15 protein-coding genes are annotated in these 21,443 nt (G+C 55.4%); 11 read left to right on the forward strand and 4 right to left on the reverse strand.

Annotated elements, in window-relative coordinates:
• Positions 1-25: 25 nt before the first annotated feature.
• The 11 genes from METLU_RS26685 (at position 26) to METLU_RS0109290 (ending at position 16,018) form a co-directional block, all read left to right on the forward strand.
• Positions 26-3,400 (forward strand): bifunctional diguanylate cyclase/phosphodiesterase, encoded by a 3,375-nt coding sequence (locus METLU_RS26685; RefSeq protein ID WP_051299853.1) that lies wholly within the window; start codon positions 26-28, stop codon positions 3,398-3,400.
• Positions 3,401-3,506: 106 nt separating this feature from the next.
• A complete protein-coding gene (locus METLU_RS26690; RefSeq protein WP_051299854.1) occupies positions 3,507-7,025 on the forward strand; it encodes a bifunctional diguanylate cyclase/phosphodiesterase in 3,519 nt (1,172 codons plus the stop codon).
• Positions 7,026-7,195: 170 nt separating this feature from the next.
• On the forward strand, positions 7,196-7,789 hold the full coding sequence (locus tag METLU_RS24990) for a cytochrome b/b6 domain-containing protein (RefSeq protein ID WP_036242981.1): 594 nt from the start codon (positions 7,196-7,198) through the stop codon (positions 7,787-7,789).
• 4 nt (positions 7,790-7,793) lie between these two features.
• Positions 7,794-9,731 carry a heavy metal translocating P-type ATPase gene (locus tag METLU_RS0109255; protein WP_027157963.1) on the forward strand — a complete coding sequence of 646 codons (1,938 nt, stop codon included), beginning with the start codon at positions 7,794-7,796 and terminating at the stop codon, positions 9,729-9,731.
• Between the two features lie 64 nt (positions 9,732-9,795).
• Entirely contained in the window at positions 9,796-10,269 is a 474-nt protein-coding gene (locus METLU_RS0109260) for a PepSY domain-containing protein (RefSeq protein WP_027157964.1), read from the forward strand.
• Between the two features lie 22 nt (positions 10,270-10,291).
• Positions 10,292-11,617: an ATP-binding protein gene (locus tag METLU_RS0109265; RefSeq protein ID WP_027157965.1), complete on the forward strand. Its 1,326-nt coding sequence runs from the start codon at positions 10,292-10,294 to the stop codon at positions 11,615-11,617.
• 261 nt (positions 11,618-11,878) lie between these two features.
• Positions 11,879-12,574 (forward strand): VIT1/CCC1 transporter family protein, encoded by a 696-nt coding sequence (locus METLU_RS0109270; RefSeq protein ID WP_027157966.1) that lies wholly within the window; start codon positions 11,879-11,881, stop codon positions 12,572-12,574.
• Positions 12,574-12,846, forward strand: coding sequence for a GIY-YIG nuclease family protein (locus tag METLU_RS0109275; protein ID WP_027157967.1), 273 nt, complete (start codon positions 12,574-12,576; stop codon positions 12,844-12,846). The genes METLU_RS0109270 and METLU_RS0109275 overlap by 1 nt, the downstream gene beginning before the upstream one ends.
• Complete coding sequence (truC, locus tag METLU_RS0109280; RefSeq protein WP_027157968.1) at positions 12,843-13,571, forward strand: tRNA pseudouridine(65) synthase TruC; 729 nt, start codon at positions 12,843-12,845, stop codon at positions 13,569-13,571. Before METLU_RS0109275 ends, truC begins: the two co-directional genes overlap by 4 nt.
• Before the next feature lie 581 nt (positions 13,572-14,152).
• Positions 14,153-15,667, forward strand: coding sequence for an FAD-dependent oxidoreductase (locus METLU_RS0109285; protein WP_027157969.1), 1,515 nt, complete (start codon positions 14,153-14,155; stop codon positions 15,665-15,667).
• 18 nt (positions 15,668-15,685) lie between these two features.
• A complete protein-coding gene (locus METLU_RS0109290; protein WP_027157970.1) occupies positions 15,686-16,018 on the forward strand; it encodes a hypothetical protein in 333 nt (110 codons plus the stop codon).
• Positions 16,019-16,127: 109 nt separating this feature from the next.
• Here the strand turns inward: METLU_RS0109290 and METLU_RS24995 are convergent, their stop codons facing one another.
• The 4 genes from METLU_RS24995 to METLU_RS0109310 form a co-directional block, all read right to left on the reverse strand.
• Positions 16,128-17,288 carry an efflux RND transporter periplasmic adaptor subunit gene (locus tag METLU_RS24995; RefSeq protein WP_231383579.1) on the reverse strand — a complete coding sequence of 387 codons (1,161 nt, stop codon included), beginning with the start codon at positions 17,286-17,288 and terminating at the stop codon, positions 16,128-16,130.
• Positions 17,289-17,329: 41 nt separating this feature from the next.
• Entirely contained in the window at positions 17,330-18,775 is a 1,446-nt protein-coding gene (locus METLU_RS0109300; RefSeq protein WP_027157971.1) for an efflux transporter outer membrane subunit, read from the reverse strand.
• Positions 18,775-20,355, reverse strand: a complete 1,581-nt coding sequence (locus METLU_RS0109305) for a DHA2 family efflux MFS transporter permease subunit (protein WP_027157972.1) — start codon at positions 20,353-20,355, stop codon at positions 18,775-18,777. The genes METLU_RS0109300 and METLU_RS0109305 overlap by 1 nt, the downstream gene beginning before the upstream one ends.
• 166 nt (positions 20,356-20,521) lie before the next feature.
• Positions 20,522-21,427, reverse strand: coding sequence for a hypothetical protein (locus METLU_RS0109310; protein WP_027157973.1), 906 nt, complete (start codon positions 21,425-21,427; stop codon positions 20,522-20,524).
• Positions 21,428-21,443 lie beyond the last annotated feature (16 nt).

Raw genomic sequence — 21,443 nt, forward strand, 5'->3', positions numbered from 1 at the left:
GTTCTTCAACCTTCATTGGCAATCCGTGAAATCTTTCCTTGCCCAAGTATTTACAGGTAAAAGCATCCTGAATCAATTACGGGGTTATCGCTGGTCTGATTTGGCCCAATTGATCAGTTTAACGCTGGTTTATGCGCTGACGGTAACCATCGTCCTGACCTATTTGACTACCGATGCAACAACCATTTCCATTATCTGGATCCCTGCCGGTATAGGATTGGCCGCGCTATTGATCGGTGGCCTGAAATACTGGCCGGCCTTATTGACTGGCTCCCTGCTCGCCCGACTCGCACTCGGAAATGCCATGCTGCCGTCGATATTCACCGCGTTGAGCAATACCATCGAACCCTTGCTGGCAGTCTGGATACTCAGGCAAGAATCCGCCTGGAAACGATGGGCTCCGCATCGATTCGATCCGGCATTGATGCATCCGTGCGATTATTACTGGCTGGCGCTTGCCGGAGCCATTGCCGCCGTTGTAGCGTCGCTGATCGGTGTCGCGGCATTCTGGCAGGCCGGCATTATCACGGCACGAATGATACCGGACAGTCTGCTGCACTGGTGGATGGGCAACACGCTGGGCATTATCCTGGTGACGCCATTGCTACTGGTATGGCGACAAACACCCTCTGACTGGTTTAAGCACCAACGCATATTTGAAACCCTAGCCTGCTTCGGCCTGGCTTTTTTGGCAGGCCAGTTCATCTTTCTTGACTGGTTCATTGACGCCTTGGGCAACTTCGCCAACGGCTTTATTATGTTCCTCTTCGTCGCCTGGAGCGCTGTGCGGTTCGGCCGGCACGGCGCTCTGCTAATCATCGGCATGACGGCATTGCAGGCGCTGCTGGGCGCGGTAAACGGCATCGGTTATTTTGATGCGGACATCGCGCAAACCGGGCTGGTCAATTTATGGATCTATATCCTCGAATTGACGGTAGTCGGCATGGCTCTGGCATTAATTATCACGGCACGCACCCAGGCCGAAAACGAGCTGCGCGTCAGCAAGGAACGCTGGAAATTCGCACTGGAAGGCGCCGGCGACGGCGTATGGGACTGGAACCTGCAAACGCATGAAATCTTTCTTTCTCCGCGTTGCAAGGAAATACTCAACTTTCCTCTGGATGAACAGAAAAGCAGCGACCAGGACTGGAAATCAATCACAAACCCTGCCGACTATGAGCGTCTGATGAGCGACCTGCAAGCCTGTCTGGAAGGACGGACCACCTCTTTTATCAGTGAGCACCGCATTCGGTACCCGAATAATAACTGGAAATGGCTGGTCACGCGCGGCATGGTAGTCAGCCGCGATGCCGCCGGCAAGCCGCTGCGCATGATCGGTACGCACAGAGATATCAGCAAACGCAAGCAGATGCAGTGGTCACAGGTTCATACCATCCTGGAGGCGTCACCGGAGTGCATGCTTCTGGTGGACAATGACGGTATCATTCTGTTCGCCAACCAGGTCGCCGCACAAGTCTTCGCTTACCCCATCTCCGAACTGATCGGCCTTAACGTTGACATGCTGGTGCCGATGTTCGCCAGCGCCGGCCATAGTGCCGAATTCATGCGTATCCCTCACCCGCGGTCAACAGATATCAATAACCGGCTATCCGCCATCCGCAAGAACGGCACAGAGTTTCCCATCGAGATCAGCCTGAGCCCGGTCGAGCTGGATAATCGACTGAACGTCATTGCCAGCATTATCGATATTACCGAACGCAAACACTTCGAGCAGAAACTGCAGCTTTCGGCCATGATCTATCGGGCCATCGGCGAAGCCATCATGGTCGCCGACCCTTCCAACCGCATTATCGCCATCAATCCCGCTTTTACGCAGCTGACCGGTTATACCGAGCAGGAAGCGATCGGCCGGTCCACCAAACTGCTCAAGTCCGGCCGGCATGATGCCGCCTTTTATCGGGATATGTGGCATATGCTGGAAAAGACCGGCCGCTGGCAGGGTCAGGTCTGGAACCTGCGTAAAAATGGCGAAGAATACTTCGAATGGTTGATGATCAACACGATTTATGACAGCGACGGTGAAGTACAGCAGCGCATCGCCATCTTCTCGGATATCACGGATCAGAAACTGGCCGAACAAACCATCTGGCAGCAGGCCAATTTCGATCCGCTGACCGGCCTGCCAAACCGTTGCCTGTTTCAGGATCGCCTGGAACAGGACATCAAGAAAAGCCATCGCACCGGCCTGCCGATGGCATTGATGCTTCTGGACCTCGACCGTTTCAAGGAAGTCAATGACACCCTGGGCCATGACATGGGCGACATCCTGCTCAAGGAAGGCGCCCGACGCCTGAGCAGCTGTGTACGCGGAACCGATACCGTGGCCCGTCTGGGCGGCGATGAGTTCACGATTATTCTGAGCGAACTCCATGATCCCGCCAATGTGGAACGCATCGCCCAGGACATCCTGAAAGAACTGGCTGAACCGTTCCATTTGAAGCGCGAAGTGGCTTATGTCTCGGCCAGCATCGGCATCACCCTCTATCCGAACGACGGCGCCAACATCGAAACATTGCTCAAGAATGCCGACCAGGCCATGTATGCGTCCAAGAACCAGGGCCGCAACCGCTACAACTATTTCATTCCGTCCATGCAGGAGGCGGCACAGAACCGCATGCGGCTGGCCAACGATTTGCGCGGCGCACTCGAAGCCGACCAGTTCAGCCTGGTATATCAGCCGATCGTGGAACTGGCGACCGGCGTCATCCATAAGGCCGAGGCGCTGATTCGCTGGCAGCATCCCAACCGCGGCGAAGTCAGTCCGACCGAATTCATCACGATCGCCGAGGAAACCGGCCTGATTATCGACATCGGCGACTGGGTCTTCCGCGAGACCGCCTGCCAGGTCAAACACTGGCGAGAACGGCACCATGCGGATTTCCAGATCAGCATCAATAAATCGCCCATCCAGTTCCATAACAAGAGCAACAGCCATGCCGCCTGGTTCGAACATATGCGGCAACAAGGACTGTCCGGCCAAAGCATTGTCGTCGAAATCACCGAAGGGTTATTGCTGGATGCGAGCACGACCATCACCGATCAATTGCTCGATTTCCGCGATGCCGGCGTACAAGTTGCTCTGGACGATTTCGGCACCGGTTACTCATCGCTGTCCTACCTGAAAAAATTCGACATCGATTACCTCAAGATCGACCGGTCCTTTGTCAGCAACCTGGCGCCCGGCTCCGACGACATGGCGCTCTGCGAGGCGATTATCGTCATGGCCCATAAACTCGGCATCAAGGTGATCGCGGAAGGCGTGGAAACGGTGCAGCAGCGCAATCTGCTGAGTACCGTCGGCTGTGACTATGGGCAGGGTTATCTGTTCTCAAAACCATTGCCGGCTGTTGAGTTTGAAAAGCTGCTTGCCGCCGGCTGACCCCCCCTCTAAATAACCTTTCCATTTTGCAGTTTTTTGTTTAGCCCGGCATTTCGGCATTTGCTAAACTTACCGCCATCGATAACGCACTCGCGGGTAAAGTGTTTTGAATGGATTACTGATTTATCGCCGGCCTGATTTAACCGGATTTATTGGCCTGGCGTTTGTATACGCGCTGCTTGCCATCACCATGCTTCATTTATTTTCAGTCAATGGCGTGATCTCTGTCATATGGCCGCCCAGTGGCCTGGCGCTCGCCGCGCTACTGATAGGCGGCAAGAAATACTGGCCCGGCATTTTTATCGGTGCCTTCACCGGCAGCATGGTGGGGAGCGGCTCTGCCTGGATATCCTTCGCCATTGCGTCCGGCAATACGCTGGAGACGCTTGCCTGTCTTTGGCTACTGTCTCGTCCGGGCCGCTTCGATTCTGCACTGGCTCATCCCCGGGATTATCTTTGGCTGATTCTGACGGCTTCCGCCGGCGCCTGCGTGAGCGCATTGACTGGCGTAACGACTTTACTGCTGACCGGGATACTGGCACAGCAAACAATGATGCCAAACCTGCTGCATTGGTGGATGGGCGATATGCTCGGCATCATTCTGGTAACGCCGCTGATCCTGATATGGCGCAAGGCGCCTCACGGCTGGCTCCAGTGGCGTCGCACGCTGGAAATCGCGTGTTGTTTCGGCTTGTCTTTTATCGTTGGCCAGATTGTCTTTATGAACTGGTTTCATCACATCCTGGGCGATTTTGCCAAGGGCTTTCTGATATTCCCTTTCATCACCTGGAGCGCTGCGCGTTTCGGCCGCCACGGCGTTCTACTGGTCATCGGCATGACGGCGTCGCAAGCGCTGCTGGGCGCAATACACGAGACCGGCTATTTTTCCATGGATATCGCTCAATCGAACCTGAGCAGTCTTTGGCTCTACCTGTTAATGCTGACGATAGTCGGCATGACGCAGGCTTTGACCATTTCCAGGAGCCGGCAAAGCGAAGCTGCGCTGCGCACCAGCGAAGAGCGCTGGAAATTTGCCCTGGAAGGCGCCGGCGATGGCGTATGGGACTGGAATGTCCAGGCCGGCGAAGTTTTCTTCTCCGAGCGCTGCCATGAAATATTGGGATTTACCGACAAGGAGCGAGAGAACCAATACCGGCACTGGAGATCGACTATCCATCCGGAGGACTATGCCCGCCTGATGAAAGACCTGCACGCGCATTTGGACGGCGCGACTCCCGCTTTCAACAATGAGCACCGCGCCCGGTATCGGGATGTTGGCTGGCGATGGCTGCTGACGCGCGGCATGGTGGTCAGCCGCGATGCCGCCGGCAAGCCGCTGCGCATGATCGGCACGCAAACCGACATTACCGAACGCAAGCAAGTGGAAATGGGCAATCGATCGCGCAGTCATGTGCTGGAATTGGTGTCAAAAAGCCTGCCGCTGCCGGAGATACTGGGCGCCCTGGCGCTGCACATGGAATCGCAAAACCCCACCCTACTGTGCTCAATTCTGCTGCTGGATGACGAGGGCAAACATCTACTGACGGGGGCTGCGCCCAGCTTGCCGGATTTTTATAACGCCGCCATTCATGGCCTGGCCATTGGCATGGGCGTAGGTTCTTGCGGCACCGCGGCCTTTACAGGCCGGAATGTCATTGTCGAGGATATTGCCTCTCATCCCTACTGGCAACCGTTTAAGAAACTGGCCGCCAGAGCCGACCTGCATGCCTGCTGGTCGGTTCCCATCAAGGCCTCTGACGGCAAGGTGCTCGGCACCTTTGCCGTCTATCATCGCGTAGCCAAGGCGCCGCTTGCCAAGGAAATCGACCTGATCGAACAGTCCGCCAAGCTGGCGGGCATTGCGATCGAGAGACAATTGGCCAGCGATGCGCTACGCGAGAGTTCGCGATATTTGCGCACCATCATTGAAACATCCCCTGAATGCGTGAAGATAATCGACCGCGATGGCATACTGCTGTCCATGAATGCAGCCGGTCTCAAAATGATCGAGGCGGAGGATGAGACCAGCGTTATCGGGCAGAATCTCTATTCCGTTATTGCCCCCGAGCACCTGGATGCCTTTCGGGAGTTAAACGAGCAGGTCTGCCAGGGACAAAAATGCACGCTTGAATTCGAGATCATCGGCTTGCAGGGCACGCGCCGGTGGATGGAGACCCATGCCGTGCCTTTTTCGGGCAAATCGGGCGATAAACTCGTCCAATTATCGATCACACGCGACATCACCAAGCGAAAAGAGGCCGAAGCATTGATCTGGCAGCAGGCCAATTTCGATCCGCTGACCGGCCTGCCAAACCGGCGCATGATGCATGACCGTCTGGAACAGGCATGCAAGCAATCCCGCCATACGTGCCGACCGCTGGCGGTGATATTTCTGGACCTCGACCGCTTCAAGGAAGTCAATGACACCCTGGGCCATGACATGGGCGACATTTTGCTGATCGATGCGGCACAGCGCCTGCGTCGTTGCGTGCGCGAAACCGATACCGTGGCCCGTCTGGGCGGCGATGAGTTCACGATTATTCTGAACGAACTGGACGATGCCGGCATCATCGAACGCGTCGTGCATACTATTCTCAAGAAACTGGCTGAACCGTTTCAGCTAAGAGACGAAGTGGCTTATGTCTCGGCCAGCATCGGCATCACCCTCTATCCGAACGACGGTGCCAGCAGCGATACGCTGCTCAAGAATGCCGACCAGGCCATGTATGCGTCCAAGAATCAGGGCCGCAATCGCTACAACTATTTCATTCCGTCCATGCAGGAGGCGGCACAGAACCGCATGCGGCTGGCCAACGATTTGCGCGGCGCACTCGAAGCCAACCAGTTCAGCCTGGTGTATCAGCCGATCGTGGAACTGGCAACCGGCGTCATCCATAAGGCCGAGGCGCTGATTCGCTGGCAGCATCCGACTCGTGGCATGGTCAGCCCTTTCGAGTTCATCACGATCGCCGAGGAAACCGGCCTGATTATCGACATCGGCGACTGGGTCTTTCGCGAGGCCGCCTGTCAGGTCAAACACTGGCGAGAACGGCACCATGCGGATTTCCAGATCAGCATCAATAAATCGCCCATCCAGTTCCATAATGAAAGCAACAACCATGCCGCCTGGTTCGATTACCTGCAGCAACAGGGCCTGACTGGCCAAAGCATTGTTGTCGAAATCACCGAAGGGTTATTGCTGGATGCGAACACGGCCATCACCGATCAATTGCTCGAATTCCGCGATGCCGGTATGCAAGTCGCCCTGGACGATTTCGGCACCGGTTACTCGTCGCTGTCCTACCTGAAAAAATTCGACATCGATTACCTCAAGATCGACCGGTCCTTTGTCAGCAACCTGGCGCCCGGTTCCGACGACATGGCGCTCTGCGAGGCGATTATCGTCATGGCCCATAAACTCGGCATCAAGGTGATCGCGGAAGGCGTGGAAACGGTGCAGCAGCGCAATCTGCTGACCGCCGTCGGCTGTGACTACGGGCAGGGCTATCTGTTCTCAAAACCATTGCCGGCTGTTGAGTTTGAAAAGCTGCTCAATGATTTAAACGTAGTTCAGACGATCAATCTGCATGATGAAACCGGACGGACTACCAAGATGTATATTTAAAGGACTTGTTACGCGCGCTTTTTGTGGTAGAAATCCCTGAGCTATTGCGCAGCATCAATTTAAAACCCTTTGATTTATTTTTTTACGATCTTATTGAGTCTTATCACAAAATCCAGTTTCATTTCAGATAACCTGGATGCAGCAATCGCTCTAAACTTGTGGAGAAAAGCATGAATACGCAAGAACTAGTTAAAGTCTGGGATCTGCCTGTAAGAATTTTTCACTGGCTGCTGGTCGTGGCTTTCTTTATCGCCTATCTGACAGAGGATGATTTCCTGGCCCAGCATGTGTGGGCCGGTTATCTGGTTTTTGGATTACTGATTTTCAGATTGATTTGGGGATTCATCGGTAATGAATATGCCAGATTTTCAAATTTTATTTGCAGTCCCGCTCAATCGATCAGCTATATCAAAGACGTAATAGCATTGAAGTCCAGGCGCTACCTGGGCCATAATCCGGCCGGAGCGCTCATGATCGTGCTTTTGCTGGTCAGTTTGCTGCTGACCGTTATTTCGGGTTTTGCGGTTTATGGAGCCGATCAGGGAGCGGGCCCTTTGGCCGGAATTGGCCCTAGTCATGAAAAATTATGGGAAGAAATCCATGAATTTTTAGCCAACTTCACGCTGCTGCTGGTCGTTGTGCATATACTAGGTGTCGCCATTGGAAGCTACATACACCGTGAAAGCCTGGTAAAAGCTATGATTCATGGCTACAAGCGTCCATCAGACAAAAAGTCCGAGGATATTGATTTTCACTCAAACTAAAAAAATGGCCCACACCCAACAAGCAACCTCAAGATCGGAAACCCTCATTTCCGTTTTGAGCCTGCTCGGCATCGGCGCTTATCTGGTATTGCGCTACGCGCTCGATACAGGCCACGGGATTTATACCCTGTCTGGCAGTGGCTCACTGACGGCGCCGGACACCGGCCTAGTCTCCGGGCAATTCAGTTTTCGCATCTCGCAGGTAGAACTGCCGCTGATCGCCGTTCTGATACTGGGCGGCGTGCCATTGCTTTATCAACTGATCGCCAAGCTGCTCCAGCGCGACCTGGGCGCCGATCTGCTGGCCGGCGTTTCCATTGTCACGGCCGTCCTGCTGCATGAATATCTGGCCGGCAGCCTGGTCGTGCTGATGCTGGCCGGCGGCGCGGTGCTGGAGTCCTACGCCGTCCGCCGGGCCTCTTCGGTGCTGGAAGCGCTCGCCAAGCGCATGCCGTCCGTCGCGCACCGCAAATCGGCCGATACTACAGTCACCGATATTACCACCGAGCAAGTCGTTATCGGCGACACCTTGCTGATTCTGCCGCATGAAATCTGTCCCGTCGACGGCACGGTATTGGAAGGCGCCGGCACGATGGACGAATCCTATCTGACCGGCGAACCGTACATGATGTCGAAAGTCCGTGGTTCTCAAGTGCTGTCCGGCGCCGTCAATGGCCATACGGCACTGACCATCCGCGCCGACAAGCTTGCCGTCGACTCACGCTATGCCAAGATCATGGAAGTCATGCGTTCATCCGAGCAGCACCGCCCCAAGCTCAGACGCCTGGGCGACCAGCTGGGTGCGATTTACACGCCGGTGGCGGTTGCGATCGCGCTGCTGGCCTGGCTGGTCAGCGGCGACGTGGTCCGCTTTCTGGCCGTGCTGGTCATCGCCACCCCCTGCCCTTTGCTGATCGGCATCCCGGTCACGATCATCAGCTCCATTTCACTGGCGGCGCGGCGCGAGATCATCATCAAGAATCCGGCCATTCTGGAGACTCTGGGCACCTGCCGCACGGCGATTTTCGATAAAACCGGCACGCTGACATACGGCCGCCCGGCGCTGACCGCCCTGATTCCCGGCAACGGCCATGACGAACAGGACGTGCTGACCTTGATTGCCAGCCTGGAGCGCTACTCCAAGCACCCGTTATCGAGCGCCATTCTCAAAGCGGCCGAAAAATCCGCTTTGCCCTTGTTAAATGTCAGCAATATCACGGAATTGCCTGGCGAGGGTCTGAGAGGCGAAGTGGACGGAAAACGAGTCCAGATCACCAGCCGGCAGAAATTTCTTGCCCTTCAGCCGACGGCTTATTTGCCGCCTGTCTGCGGCGGCCTGGAATGCGTCGTATTGATTGATGACGCTTACGCAGCCACGCTGCAATTTCGCGATGAAGTGCGCGCCGACAGTTCATCCTTTATCAACCACCTGCGGCCCAGCCATCTGTTTGACCGGGTCATGCTGGTCTCGGGTGATCGGGAATCGGAAGTCCGCTATCTGGCTGAACAGGTCGGTATTGAACATGTTTACTTCGGGCAGAGTCCTATTCAGAAGCTGGACATCGTACGCCAGGAAACCAAAGCCGCTAAAACCGTATTTCTGGGCGACGGCATCAACGACGCGCCTGCCTTGACTGCCGCGACCATAGGCATCGCCTTCGGCCAGAACAGCGATATTACCGGCGAGTCCGCCGATGCCGTGATCATGGACAGCTCTCTGCTGAAAGTCGACGAGCTTTTTCATATCGGCGAGCGCATGCGCGCTATCGCACTGCAAAGCGCCATTGGTGGCATGTCGCTTAGCGTAATTGGTATGATAGCGGCTGGAATGGGCTATCTGACGCCGGTCGCCGGCGCCATTACCCAGGAGATAATTGATGTCATTGCAGTATTGAATGCGTTACGGGCAGCGATGGCACCGAAAATGCTTTCCGATTTTTAGTACAGCGAGTTTACAAACTTTACCAGAGAGAATACCGTTAACTTTAATGAGATTGGGCTGAACAATGATAACGACCATTTTATCCCCTAATACCCCGCACTCTCGGCAACGGCCCGTTAACCACCTGCAGGCGAGCCATCATTTTTATTTGCCGGGAGTTTTCCACTGCTTGCGAAAACTGCTGTTATTCGGCTTTATGTTCGTAGTGCTGTGCGATAATTCCATAGCCATGAGCATGCCTTTGAACGATCATGATCAAGCCAAAAAACTGCTCGATGACGGCATCGTGCAACCGCTTGAAAGCATTCTGGACCTGTATGCCGAACACTATCCGGGGCCGGTTATGGATATCAAACTGGAAACAAAAAACAAGCTGATCTTCTATAAAATAGACATCGCCGACAGAGACGGTATCGTGCAAACATTAACCATTAACGCGCAATCCGGACAACTGATACAATCCGACCCATTACTATTAGCGAAAAAAAAGAGCTCTAAAAAAATGCGACCGCTACAAACCGAACATAACAGGATTTGAATAAATTGAAGGAACAATTTGCATGAAATCATTGCAACGACGCCTCAGCGTTGCTTTAGTGATTAGCTTAATCATTATATTTCCAACTTTATGGTGGCTGACCGACAGCACCATGCAGGACATAGCCGAAAAACATGTGGTATCGCATCTGGCGCAAGAAGCCGAAAGCGTGCTGGCTGCAACCCAGGCCGATAAAACGGGAAAAATCACGCTGGAAACGAAACAAACCAGCCCAACCTACCTGCAACCTTTTTCAGGACAATATTATCAGCTGCACAGCGATGGCGAAGTGATACGCTCACGTTCACTATGGGACATGGAGCTGGCTATTCCGGACTTGGCCGAAGGCGAAAAGCGCCGGCTTTATCTGTCCGGCCCACGACAGCAATCCTTGCTGGTCATGGCCTACGGTTACAACAGGCACGACCGGCCCCTTGTCGTTGCAGTCGCTGAAGATCTGTCGCCGACACTGGCGTTCATCAAGCCGTTTCAATCCCGGTTCATGTTGATTGCACTGGTTATGCTACTGCTGCTGATCATCGTGCAGATCATTATTCTTAATAGCGTATTTCAACCTTTTAAACGCATAAAGCGGCAGGTCAATGCGCTGGAACAAGGCGAAGTAGACCGGCTCGATACCGACGTGCCCAAGGAAGTGTCGCCACTGGTCGAAGCAATCAACTGGTTGCTGGATGGGCTGGATGCGCAGGAACAGCAACCCGTGCAACTCTCGCACAATTATCTTAACGCGCTGAAACACGTGATAAAACCGCCTGTAGCCGAGCTACAGCAATTGCCTGACGAAAAGACCGGACAATCCGGGCCTGACACATATCATTCATTGCAGGCGCAAAATGCCGATGCGGAGCACGTATTTGAGTCAGCTTTCTGGGTCGACCCGGACCCATCGATTATAGGAAGCGATATTGAGCGGGAAATATTGACCCTGATCAACGTCCTGGAAAGCATGTATCAGGAAAAGAATCTGGACATCACCTTTATCATGCCGCAAACCGACGTCTTATTGACTGGCAGTGAAGACATGCTGGAGTTGTCCGGCAACCTGCTCAAAAATGCCTGCAAATGGGCTCAATCCAAAGTCAGGCTAAGCGTTGAAATCGATCAGACTATTCACCTGAGTATTGAAGATGACGGGCCGGGCATTTCAGAAACCGGCATGATCGATCTTGCCCAGCAGAACATCGTGCTGGATCAGGCCACCAGCGGTTATCTCCTGGGCCTGACCACGGCGCGATTGATCGCTCAACAGCATGGCGGACAACTGAAACTTCGCCAATCCGACGACCTGGGCGGACATTGCGTGGAAGTCGTTTTGCCCCTGGCTTGACCGTTGTAACCCTGTAAGCCACGACTGCACGGCCAGAAAATGATCCCGTCATTTCCCTGCATGCGCCCCATCCCCGGGACTTATGCAGGAGTCGTAGGGTACGCATCGCGTACCTTTAGAGCCGTTGTAAATCGACATATTTTGAAAAGTTATGCAGTTCATGTCCTTCAGTTCCTCATGTTCTTTGTGGTAAACAGACAGACTTTCGGCTTAAGTCATTACTTTACCACGTTGATTCAACTTTTTATCCAAGGATAGACCATGCCCAGCCACCACCCCGAAACGCATCGCACCCATCGCATCGGCTGGCTGCGCGCCGCTGTTCTGGGTGCCAACGACGGTATCGTATCGACCGCGAGTCTGATCGCCGGCATTGCTGCCTCCAATGCGCCCCATAACGAGATCGTATTGGCCGGCGTGGCGGGACTGATGGCCGGCGCCATGTCGATGGCGGCGGGCGAATACGTGTCGGTCAGCTCCCAGGCCGATACCGAAAAAGCCGACCTGGCCCGCGAGCGCAGAGAACTCTATGATGATGAGCCCCATGAGAAAAAAGAACTGGCGGCTATTTATGTCCAACGGGGACTGGAGCCAGTCCTGGCCGAACAGGTTGCCGAACAACTGATGCATCACAATGCTCTGGAGGCCCATGCCCGCGACGAACTGGGCATCTCGGCGACCGTGAATGCCCGTCCGGTTCAGGCCGCGTTGACGTCGGCCGCCACGTTTGCCGTTGGCGCGCTTTTACCGCTGCTGATCGTACTGATTGCCCCTGCCGCTTATTTGATGGCATCGGTAATAACAGCATCGCTGCTGTCCCTTGCCCTGCTCGGCCTGCTCGCCGCCCACACCGGCGGTTCAAGCCGGCTCAAGGGCGCTTGCCGCGTCACGTTCTGGGGCGCGTTGGCCATGGGCCTGACGGCAGGCGCCGGCGCTCTCTTCGACACCGTCGTCTGATGCCCTGGTCCGTCTATATCATCCGTTGCAGTGACGGCTCGCTCTACACGGGCATCACCAATGATGTCCAAAGGCGCTTTCATGATCATGCCTGCGGCCTGGGCGCCAAATATTTTCGCGGACGCCAGCCCAAGGAGTTGGTTTATGTTGAAACCGGGCATGACCGCAGCTCCGCCAGCAAACGCGAAATCGCCATCAAAAAACTGCCCCGCCTCCATAAATTGCGGCTGCTTTCCTCAGATTTGAACCGAGTTATCGATTTTATTTTATGAAAATTCTGTACCAGGATGACCATTTCGTCGCCGTCGACAAGCCGGCCGGCCTGCTCGTGCATCGCTCCGATATCGACCGGCATGAAACCCGTTTTGCCGTGCAAATGCTGCGCGATCAGCTCGGCCGCCGAGTGTTTCCGGTGCACCGGCTCGATAAACCTACCGCAGGGGTACTGCTGTTCGCACTGAATCCCGAGGCGGCAAGACAAATGATGGCCGTATTCATGGGCGATAGCATCAGGAAAACCTATCTGGCCGTCGTGCGTGGACATACCGCTGAAACCGACACCATCGATTACCCGCTGAAGGAAGAGCTGGACAAGATGACCGATGCCAAAGCCGACCCGGACAAGCAAGCCCAGACCGCCGTGACCCGTTACCGGCGCCTGGCGACAGTCGAGTTGCCCCATGCGGTGGGGCGCTACCCGAGCTGCCGTTATTCCCTGCTGCAACTATCGCCCGAAACCGGGCGCAAGCATCAGATCAGGCGGCACATGAAGCATATCTTCCATCCCATCGTCGGCGACACAACGCATGGCGATGGCCGTCATAACGATTTTTTCAGAGCGCATTTCAACTGCCATCAACTGTTGCTGGCGGCAACCGGCCTGGCGTTTACCCATCCCTACTCCGGTGCGGAGATGAATATCAAGGCTCCCCTCGATCCGGTTTACAGCCGTGTCATTACAGAGCTGGGCTGGGGACATTTGTTCGCGGATTCTTAACTGATGCTACGCACGGGCAGCTTTTTCATGCCGTTTGCCGTTCCCGGGCACTACAGTTTCTGAGCCTCCTTTACCGAAAGCGACCCAATGCTCGCGTAGGTGCGAATTCATTTATGCCCTTTGGGTACTTGTGCCCTTTGGGTATTCGCACTCAATGACTAACAATACGTCTCGGGTCGAATGAATTCGACCCTACAGGCGAGCATTTGACGCAGGGGCCACTTATCCGCGTAACATCAGCTTGTAGGTGCGAATTCATTCGCACTGAATGACTAACAAGGCGTCTCGGGTCGAATGAATTCGACCCTACAGAGCTTCATGTGCTCGACAACCGCTCCTGCGTTGCTAAGCCACAAGGATGTGGCGAATGTCGAAAACGCATGGAGCGGTTTTCTACCTACCTCCTGCATCCCTGCAGTCGTCGGCAACTGCTCCTGCGTTGCTCTACCTCCTGCATCCCTGCAGTCGTTCGCGGTTAATTTGAGCAATCTACTTCCTCTGACTTTTATCATATACAGCACTTATTTAACCGGTAAACTCCCAGTAAATTTTCCCTGATTTGGTCATGGACAGAGGTATTTATGAAAAAGACTTCCCTTTGGAAAGACGATGCCGAAGCAAGCTCTTACGACTCCCTGCAGGAAAATTGGAATGTAGACGTCGCCATTGTCGGAGGCGGCATTACCGGCCTAACGGCCGGGCATTTACTGGCGAAGGCCGGTAAAAGTGTCGCAGTGCTTGAAGCGTTGCAGGTCGGCGGCGGCACGACCGGTTTTTCTACCGGCAATCTTTATTCCATTGTTGGAGAGCAGCTCCAGAAAGTCCGGTCCAAGTTTGACACGGAAACGATGCGTGCCGTCGTCGCGTCCCGGACCGCCGCTATAGAACAGATAGAAAACACAGTTCATGAATTCGCTATTGCTTGCGACTTTCACAGAAGGCCCTGGCGTTTAATATCGGAAACTCAAGACGACACCAGCAGCCTGCAAAAGGAATATGAAGCCTGCCTGGATGCCGGCCTGGAGGCTTATGTAGATTCCGCTGCGCCCTTGCCTTTCACTATCAGCGCCGCCCTTCGCATTGAGAACCAGGCGCAGTTCAATCCCATGCAGTATGCAAAGGCACTGGCCGCGCAGGCTCGGAAGGCGGGCTGTGCGATATTCGAACACACCCCGGTCATCCGCATTCAAGAAGGCTCGCCGAATATTCTATACACGGCAAACGGAACGGTAACGGCGGGCAAGGTCATCCATGCGACGCACTCGCCGAAAGGCGTCAAGGTCGTTCACGCCCTGTTAGGGCCATACAGGGAATATGCGATTGCCGTAAAACTGAACTCAGGCAATTATCCCGAAGGCATTTTCTGGACAATTCTCGGGACCAGTCACCATTCCATACGCTCCTACACCAGCAGAAGCGGCGAAAACTATCTGCTTGTTCTAGGCGAGCCGCATAAAGTCGGGCACAAAAAGGACAATGAAATCTGCTTTCAAAACCTGGAAACCTATATCAGAGCGCGCTTCGATGTTAAATCCGTCGAATACCACTGGAGCGCACAGAATTACAAATCAGCCGATTATCTGCCCTATATAGGCGCCATTAATCAGAAGTCCGGCGTTTACATCGCTACGGGCTTCGCCACGGACGGACTGACGTATGGCACACTGGCCGCCATGATCATCAGCGATTTGATTCTGGGCAACGAAAACCCCTGGTCGAAGCTTTACGATCCCCATCGACGCAATCCGCTTAAATCGGCGGGCCGCTTCATAAAAGAAAACGTTCACGTTTTCATGGACTATATGAAGGATATGCCTTATCAGGCCGAAGCCAAGCGATTTTCCTCGATTATGCCCGATGAAGGAAAGATCGTTGAAATAAAAGGCGAAAAATTCGCCGCCTACCGGGATGAAGCCGGAGAGCTGCACCAGGTTTCAGCCGTTTGCACGCATATGAAATGCATCGTCAACTGGAACGAGGAAGAAAAAAGCTGGGATTGCCCCTGTCACGGCAGCCGTTTTACGGTTGACGGCCAGGTGATCGAAGGACCGGCCATAATCAATCTGCCGAAAATGGAAGTCAACAATCAGCATTAATTTTTGGAGAGCCAGGCAATGATCATCGCAGCCATCGTATTGTTTTCACTTGCCGCCCTGCTCGGCATTTTCCTTTTGACCTTCGTGCTGAAAGGAAAAGAAACGCCCAAAGCCGTTACCTTCACGCATGGGCCATTGGCAGCCATAGGGCTTATCCTGCTTATCATCTATACGTTCCAGCACAGCCCCGCTCCCATAGCAAGCCTGATTTTATTCGCCATCGCCGCGGCCGGCGGATTCGTCCTGATTGCCCGCGACCTTACCACCAGTTCCGTACCTAAATGGCTGGCCCTGCTTCATGGACTGGTTGCCGTGGCCGGCTTTATTTTGCTGTTGAAATTCGCGTTCTGACAATAATTGCAGGGCTCAATTGATCATCGATCCGGGGTGCATCAAGATGTGACTATGCTTGGCTGACGCCCAGCATTTCGGCGGATGCGGATGCAGTGCAGGAGCGACTTCAGTCGCCCGTCAGAACTTTAACCTGATGGCCCGGCATTCTGTTTTCTTCAATGATCCGCTCTATCAACGGCTCCACGCCGTCCAGCTCATTATCGTAAATGCCGGTCCGGTAAGCATCGCCGTCGGCGCGGGCCGAGGACGTCAACAATGGCTCGCCCTTTTCGCTGATATTGACGCGCGTCAACGTGGACAGGCCGGGCTGCAGGGGATTTTCCTTCAGGTCCTTGGGGTCCAGTCCGATGCGCACCGGCAGGCGCTCGGCGATATGAATGAAGTTGCCGGTCGCGTTGTCAGTGGGCAGCAGCGCGAACGTACTGCCGGTGCCGGGATTGAGCCCCTCTACCCGGCCATGGTAGATCAGATCCTTGCCGTAGGCGTCGACCCTGATTTCAGCTGACTGTCCGGGGCGGATTTCGGCAATCTGGGTCTCCAGAAAATTGGCTTCGATCCAGAGATCATCCAGCGGCACGATCGCAAGAAGAACAGCGCCGGCCTTGACGTTGTCGCCGACCTGAACGCGGCGCTTGGCGACATAGCCCGATGCCGGCGCGATCACGTTGCGGCGGTGGTAATCCAGATAGGCACGCCGCACATGGCTCTTGGCTTTTTCGACAGCCGGATGGCGCTCGATCGGAATGCCCTGAACCTGGGCTTCGACACCGGCTTTTTCGGCCCGGATTTCCTGAATCGAGGCTTCCAGTTCACGAATCTTGTCTCGCGCGTTCTGCACCTGCTGGTCGGAAACCGCGCCGTCCCGCGCCGCCACCAAATAACGCTTGAGATCGTGCTGAACCTGATTCAGCGCGGCCTGCCGGGCGATGATGCGCTGGCTCAGCGTATCGATTTTCGCGGTCAGCGTGACGATGTCGCGCACGGTCTCGCCCAGTTCGGCTTGCGCCTGCTGCAGCGCGATTTGAGCAATGTTGCCGTCGAGCCGGACCAGCACGTCGCCTTTTCTTACTGGCTGCGTGTTTTCGGCCAGAATCTCGACGACGGTTCCTTCGGTCTGCGCCTTCAGCGTGACCAGGTGTCCGGTGATGAAAGCATCGTCGGTGGACACCCAATTCCGGTTGATATACCAGAAATAGCCGAAATAGCCGACGCTTGCCAGCAAAACGATCAACGTAACCAGTTTCAGCCGACGGTTACGCCGGCGCATGATTTCTCTGGGTCGAATGGTGTTATTGCGCATATCTGATTTTAATGTTCCCTGGTACCGGCATAGCCGCCGCCCAATGCCTTGATGACCTGTACGGCGGCCTTGAAATGTTCGCCTTCCAGAGCGGCCAGCCTAAAACGCTGCTCGTATTCGACGGCGCTCGCCTCCAGCAATTCGCTGCGATCATTGAGACCGGTACGGTTGAGCGTTTGCGCGAGGCGGCTGGTTTCGGTGATGGCGTCCACAGTCTGACGCTGTTCGGCCAGACGCGCGTCGATATCGCGCCAGCGGGTCAGGGAGTCGGCCACTTCCTGAACGGCGTGCAGCAGGCTGTTATTGTATCGCTCGACGGCTGCGTCATAAGCAGCCTCCCGATAACTGAGTTCAGCGCGCAGCCGGCCGCCTTCGAAAATCGGAAAATCGATGGAGGGTCCGACCGCGTAGGCAAGGCTTGAGCCCTGCAGTATGACATCCGTCATGCTGACGCTGTGCAGCCCGGCGAAAGCGATCAGGTTAACATCCGGATAAAAGGCGGTCTTGGCGACCTTGATGTCCTGGGCCGCAGCTTCCGCGTGCAGCCGTGCGGCCGTGACATCGGGACGGTGCGCCAAAAGGTGCAGCGGCAAATCACGGGGCAGAGCCAGACGCTTCGGAGAAACACCGCGTCCGACCGCGATATCCCGCCCCCAGTCAGGCCCCTTGCCGGCCAGCGTGGCCAGCAGATTCTTTTGCAGCTCGACCTCGGCGCGGACGGCGGCCGCGATCTCGCGCACCTCGCCCAGTTGCGTCTGCGCGTACAGCAACGGCGTCGTGGCGGCAAGACCCGTGTCCACGCGCACCTGTTCCAGTTTCAGCAGATTTTCCCGGTAAGCCACGATCCCCTCGATCATGCGCAGTTTTTCCGTGGCGGCCACCAGATCGAAATAGCCGTGCGCAACCGCCACGGACAGCAGCAGCCTGGCGTCGGCCAGTTCGGCCCGGGCGGCCAGCGCCTCGCCGACGGCCGCTTCCAGGGCCGCCTTGTCCTGCCCCCAGAAGTCAATGTGATAGCGCAATATAAACGGGTTGATCATCAACTTCCGGAAGTGGTCGCCGGCGAGCTTGGCCTCGGTGCTGTTGGCCGAGAAACGCTGCGCGCTGAAGCTGACGTTGGCGTCGACGGTCGGATATAGCTCGGCCGCCTGCGCATCAACCATCGACTGGGATTGGCGCAGGCGCGCTTCCGCGGCCTTGAAGCCCGGATTGTCAGCCACGGCCGCTTCGATCAGGCGATTCAGCTCCGCGTTGCCGAAGGCTTTCCACCAGTCCTGTTCAGGCCATTTGCCGTGTGATGGCAGCGCTTCGTGCGATGCGGACAGGGTCTGCTCCATGGACGGCATGGGGATCATTTCGGCGCGCTTGGTTTCTTCCCCAAACCAGGCGCAGCCGGACAGCGCTATTAATAGGACGGTAAACAGCAAGGCGCGGCTTGCATCGTATCTGCTCATTACGGCTCCTCTGCGAGTAATTCCTGGGCTCTGCGGCGCAGGGATTGTTCCGGCGTGCGTTTGGCGGGCTGCCGGGTCGGATATGCGAACCAAACCAGAATCGCCATGCCGACAAAGATGCAGCCGGCTATCCAGTAGGCATCGTTGACGGCCCGAATGGCCGAATCGCGCGCGGCCAGTTTCGCGAACTTGGCGAAGGCCAAGGACTCGGTAAAACCGGCCTCGACCAGGATAGCCAATGACTGATCGTAAATCGGGTCAAAAATAGTGTGCTCTTCGGCGAAGCGCGTCATATGGAACGGAGCCCGGCGGTAGAAAATAATGCCCTGCGCCGCAATGCCGATGGCGCCGGCCGCGATGCGCATGAGGCTGGCCAATTCCACGGCCCGCCACTGGCGCTCCGGCGGCAGCCCGTGCAAAAGCAGCGCCGTCAATGGCACAAAGAAACTGCCCAGGCAGACGCCTTCCAGCAGCTTGGGCCAGAACAGCTGATCATAGGCATCGCTCACATCGAACCGGCTCAGCCAGAAATAAGTCGCCGCAAAGCCCAGCAAATTAAAAAAAGCCAGCAGGCGCGCATCGAAGCGCTTGACGATTTCATGAAACACCCCAGAGATAGGTTTCGCGAAAATCGCCATGGGCAAAAACACCAGTCCTGCCAGCCAGGAGGAATAACCCAGCGATAACTGAAGCTGTACAATCAATAGCGACAGAAGCCCCTGAAAGCACAAAAATCCGGTAAACATGATCAGGGCGCCGATCGTGAAATTCCGGTGCGCGAACAAGGTAAGATCCAGGAAAGGGTGCTTGATGCTCAATTCCCAGACTATCCAACCCATCAAGGTAATGACGATAACCGCCGTCAAGGTTGTGATATAAATTGAATTAAACCAGTCCCAGTCATTGCCCTGGTTCAGCAAGGTCTGAAAACCGCCCATTATGACGACCAGCAGCACAAAGCCGACCGTGTCGAAACGGCGCTGGATCGACTTGTAGCCGCGCTGGTACAGCAGCGCGCCGACAATGCCGGCAATCGCCAGCGCAATCGGGATATTGAACACGAACAGCCAGCGCCAGCCCAGATTGTCGGCGATCCAGCCGCCAATCGGCGGTCCGAACGTGAAAGGTGTCAGGGTAAACAGGCTCCAGACGCCGATGCCTAAGGATTTTCGTTTGTCCGGATATTCCTTGATGATCATGGACTGGCCCAGGGGCAACGTCAATCCGCCGGAAAACCCGAGCAGAATGCGCCCGGCCAGATAAACGTATAGCGACGTGGCATAGGCGCAGATAACCGAGGCCAGCGCGAAAACGACGAAGGCCGCCACAAACGGACGGTATTCGCCGATGCGCCGCGACAGCCAGCCGCCCACCGGAAAAGCCAGGGCCAGCCCGATCATGTAATCGGTCTGGGTCCAGGTGGCGAAGCTGGGCGGGATGCCCAGCCCGCCGGCCACGCGCGGCAGCATGGCGATATAGGCCCCGGCATTGAATATAACCACGGCATGCCCCAGACCCATGCAGAGGTTAAACAGGCCAAAACGCCAGCCGCGCAGCCGTTTACTGTAGATGATCGCCATGAATTCCTGATTTCTCCTTATACTCGAACAGCCTGTCCTTTAAGTATTGCTTCCTGCAAATATCGGATTTATTCCCATCCGTGATGACGCATTGTATCGACAAATATCGATTCGATACAACCATGCCATGCCTCTGGTTTTACAGCGTTGCCGCCCAAACCTCACTTCAGTTGCCATAAGGCGGCTCGTTTTTCAGGCTTGCCGTTGCCTGGGCCAGACGTCCCTGTGTCAGACCGATTTCACTAAAAGCTTGATCAAGAAGCCGCGCACCGGTTTCGGCAACCAGCGCCTTGAACGTTTCGGCCTCACGGCTCAGCAGGGCTTGCGCCGAATCCTCGGCCGAGAAGGCGCGCTTTTCGGTTCTTGCGATCACTCGTCCACTTTGCGGATCGATCAGTTTGATTAAGACCTGTATTGAAGTCTGCCCTGCAAAAATTTTATAGGTGCCGATGCCCAGTTCCAGTACGGCATCGACCGGTTCTGTAGCACGATAATCGACCGGAGAGATAGCCTGCCCGTACCACTGTTCAACAGCCGCGCGCCAGTGGCCGACGTAGGCGGTTCGATCCTGTATCGGAAGGCGATAATACTGTTTGCTCGGAATGGCCTTGATCCCATGCGCACTCAGTTGCGATGCCGCTTCCTGCGCCAACGGAAAGGTCGGCGTCCAATTTTCTGACAGAGCGGCGACTTCTTTTAAGCCTGGCTCCTGCCCTTGTGCAAAAGTCACTTCGGGAACAATATCGTCACCGCCCAGCAAGCCTGAAATCAATACGCCGCCGGGATTCCTGTAGATTTTCTCCTCCAGGAACAGAGGCAATGCCATGTTTTTAAAATGCCCATACACGGGCATGCGGGTTTCGAGCAGATCGGGAATCACCTCGAGCGGCGGCGATTCCACCGGCACGACAAGCACTGTGCGGATTTCATCGGTCACGGCGGTCGGCGGCTTTATCGGTTCAGCGGCGCAGCCGCTTAATATAAACAGCAACAGCGACAGCTTTATAAATAAGAAGTCAGGCTGGTTAGCCAATATTTTTCCTGCGGTTTGGTTAGTCAATTTTTTAATCATTGCTCTTCTCCAGACA

The organism is Methylobacter luteus IMV-B-3098, from assembly GCF_000427625.1.
In the GTDB taxonomy this organism is placed as follows: Bacteria; Pseudomonadota; Gammaproteobacteria; order Methylococcales; family Methylomonadaceae; genus Methylobacter; species Methylobacter luteus.

Coding starts and splice junctions, on each gene's coding strand:
- METLU_RS24990 (WP_036242981.1), top strand. CDS start 7,196: ATGAATACGCAAGAACTAGTTAAAGTCTGGGATCTGCCTGTAAGAATT.
- METLU_RS0109255 (WP_027157963.1), top strand. CDS start 7,794: ATGGCCCACACCCAACAAGCAACCTCAAGATCGGAAACCCTCATTTCC.
- METLU_RS0109260 (WP_027157964.1), top strand. CDS start 9,796: ATGATAACGACCATTTTATCCCCTAATACCCCGCACTCTCGGCAACGG.
- METLU_RS0109265 (WP_027157965.1), top strand. CDS start 10,292: ATGAAATCATTGCAACGACGCCTCAGCGTTGCTTTAGTGATTAGCTTA.
- METLU_RS0109270 (WP_027157966.1), top strand. CDS start 11,879: ATGCCCAGCCACCACCCCGAAACGCATCGCACCCATCGCATCGGCTGG.
- METLU_RS0109275 (WP_027157967.1), top strand. CDS start 12,574: ATGCCCTGGTCCGTCTATATCATCCGTTGCAGTGACGGCTCGCTCTAC.
- truC (WP_027157968.1), top strand. CDS start 12,843: ATGAAAATTCTGTACCAGGATGACCATTTCGTCGCCGTCGACAAGCCG.
- METLU_RS0109285 (WP_027157969.1), top strand. CDS start 14,153: ATGAAAAAGACTTCCCTTTGGAAAGACGATGCCGAAGCAAGCTCTTAC.
- METLU_RS0109290 (WP_027157970.1), top strand. CDS start 15,686: ATGATCATCGCAGCCATCGTATTGTTTTCACTTGCCGCCCTGCTCGGC.
- METLU_RS24995 (WP_231383579.1), bottom strand. CDS start 17,288: ATGCGCCGGCGTAACCGTCGGCTGAAACTGGTTACGTTGATCGTTTTG.
- METLU_RS0109300 (WP_027157971.1), bottom strand. CDS start 18,775: ATGAGCAGATACGATGCAAGCCGCGCCTTGCTGTTTACCGTCCTATTA.
- METLU_RS0109305 (WP_027157972.1), bottom strand. CDS start 20,355: ATGGCGATCATCTACAGTAAACGGCTGCGCGGCTGGCGTTTTGGCCTG.
- METLU_RS0109310 (WP_027157973.1), bottom strand. CDS start 21,427: ATGATTAAAAAATTGACTAACCAAACCGCAGGAAAAATATTGGCTAAC.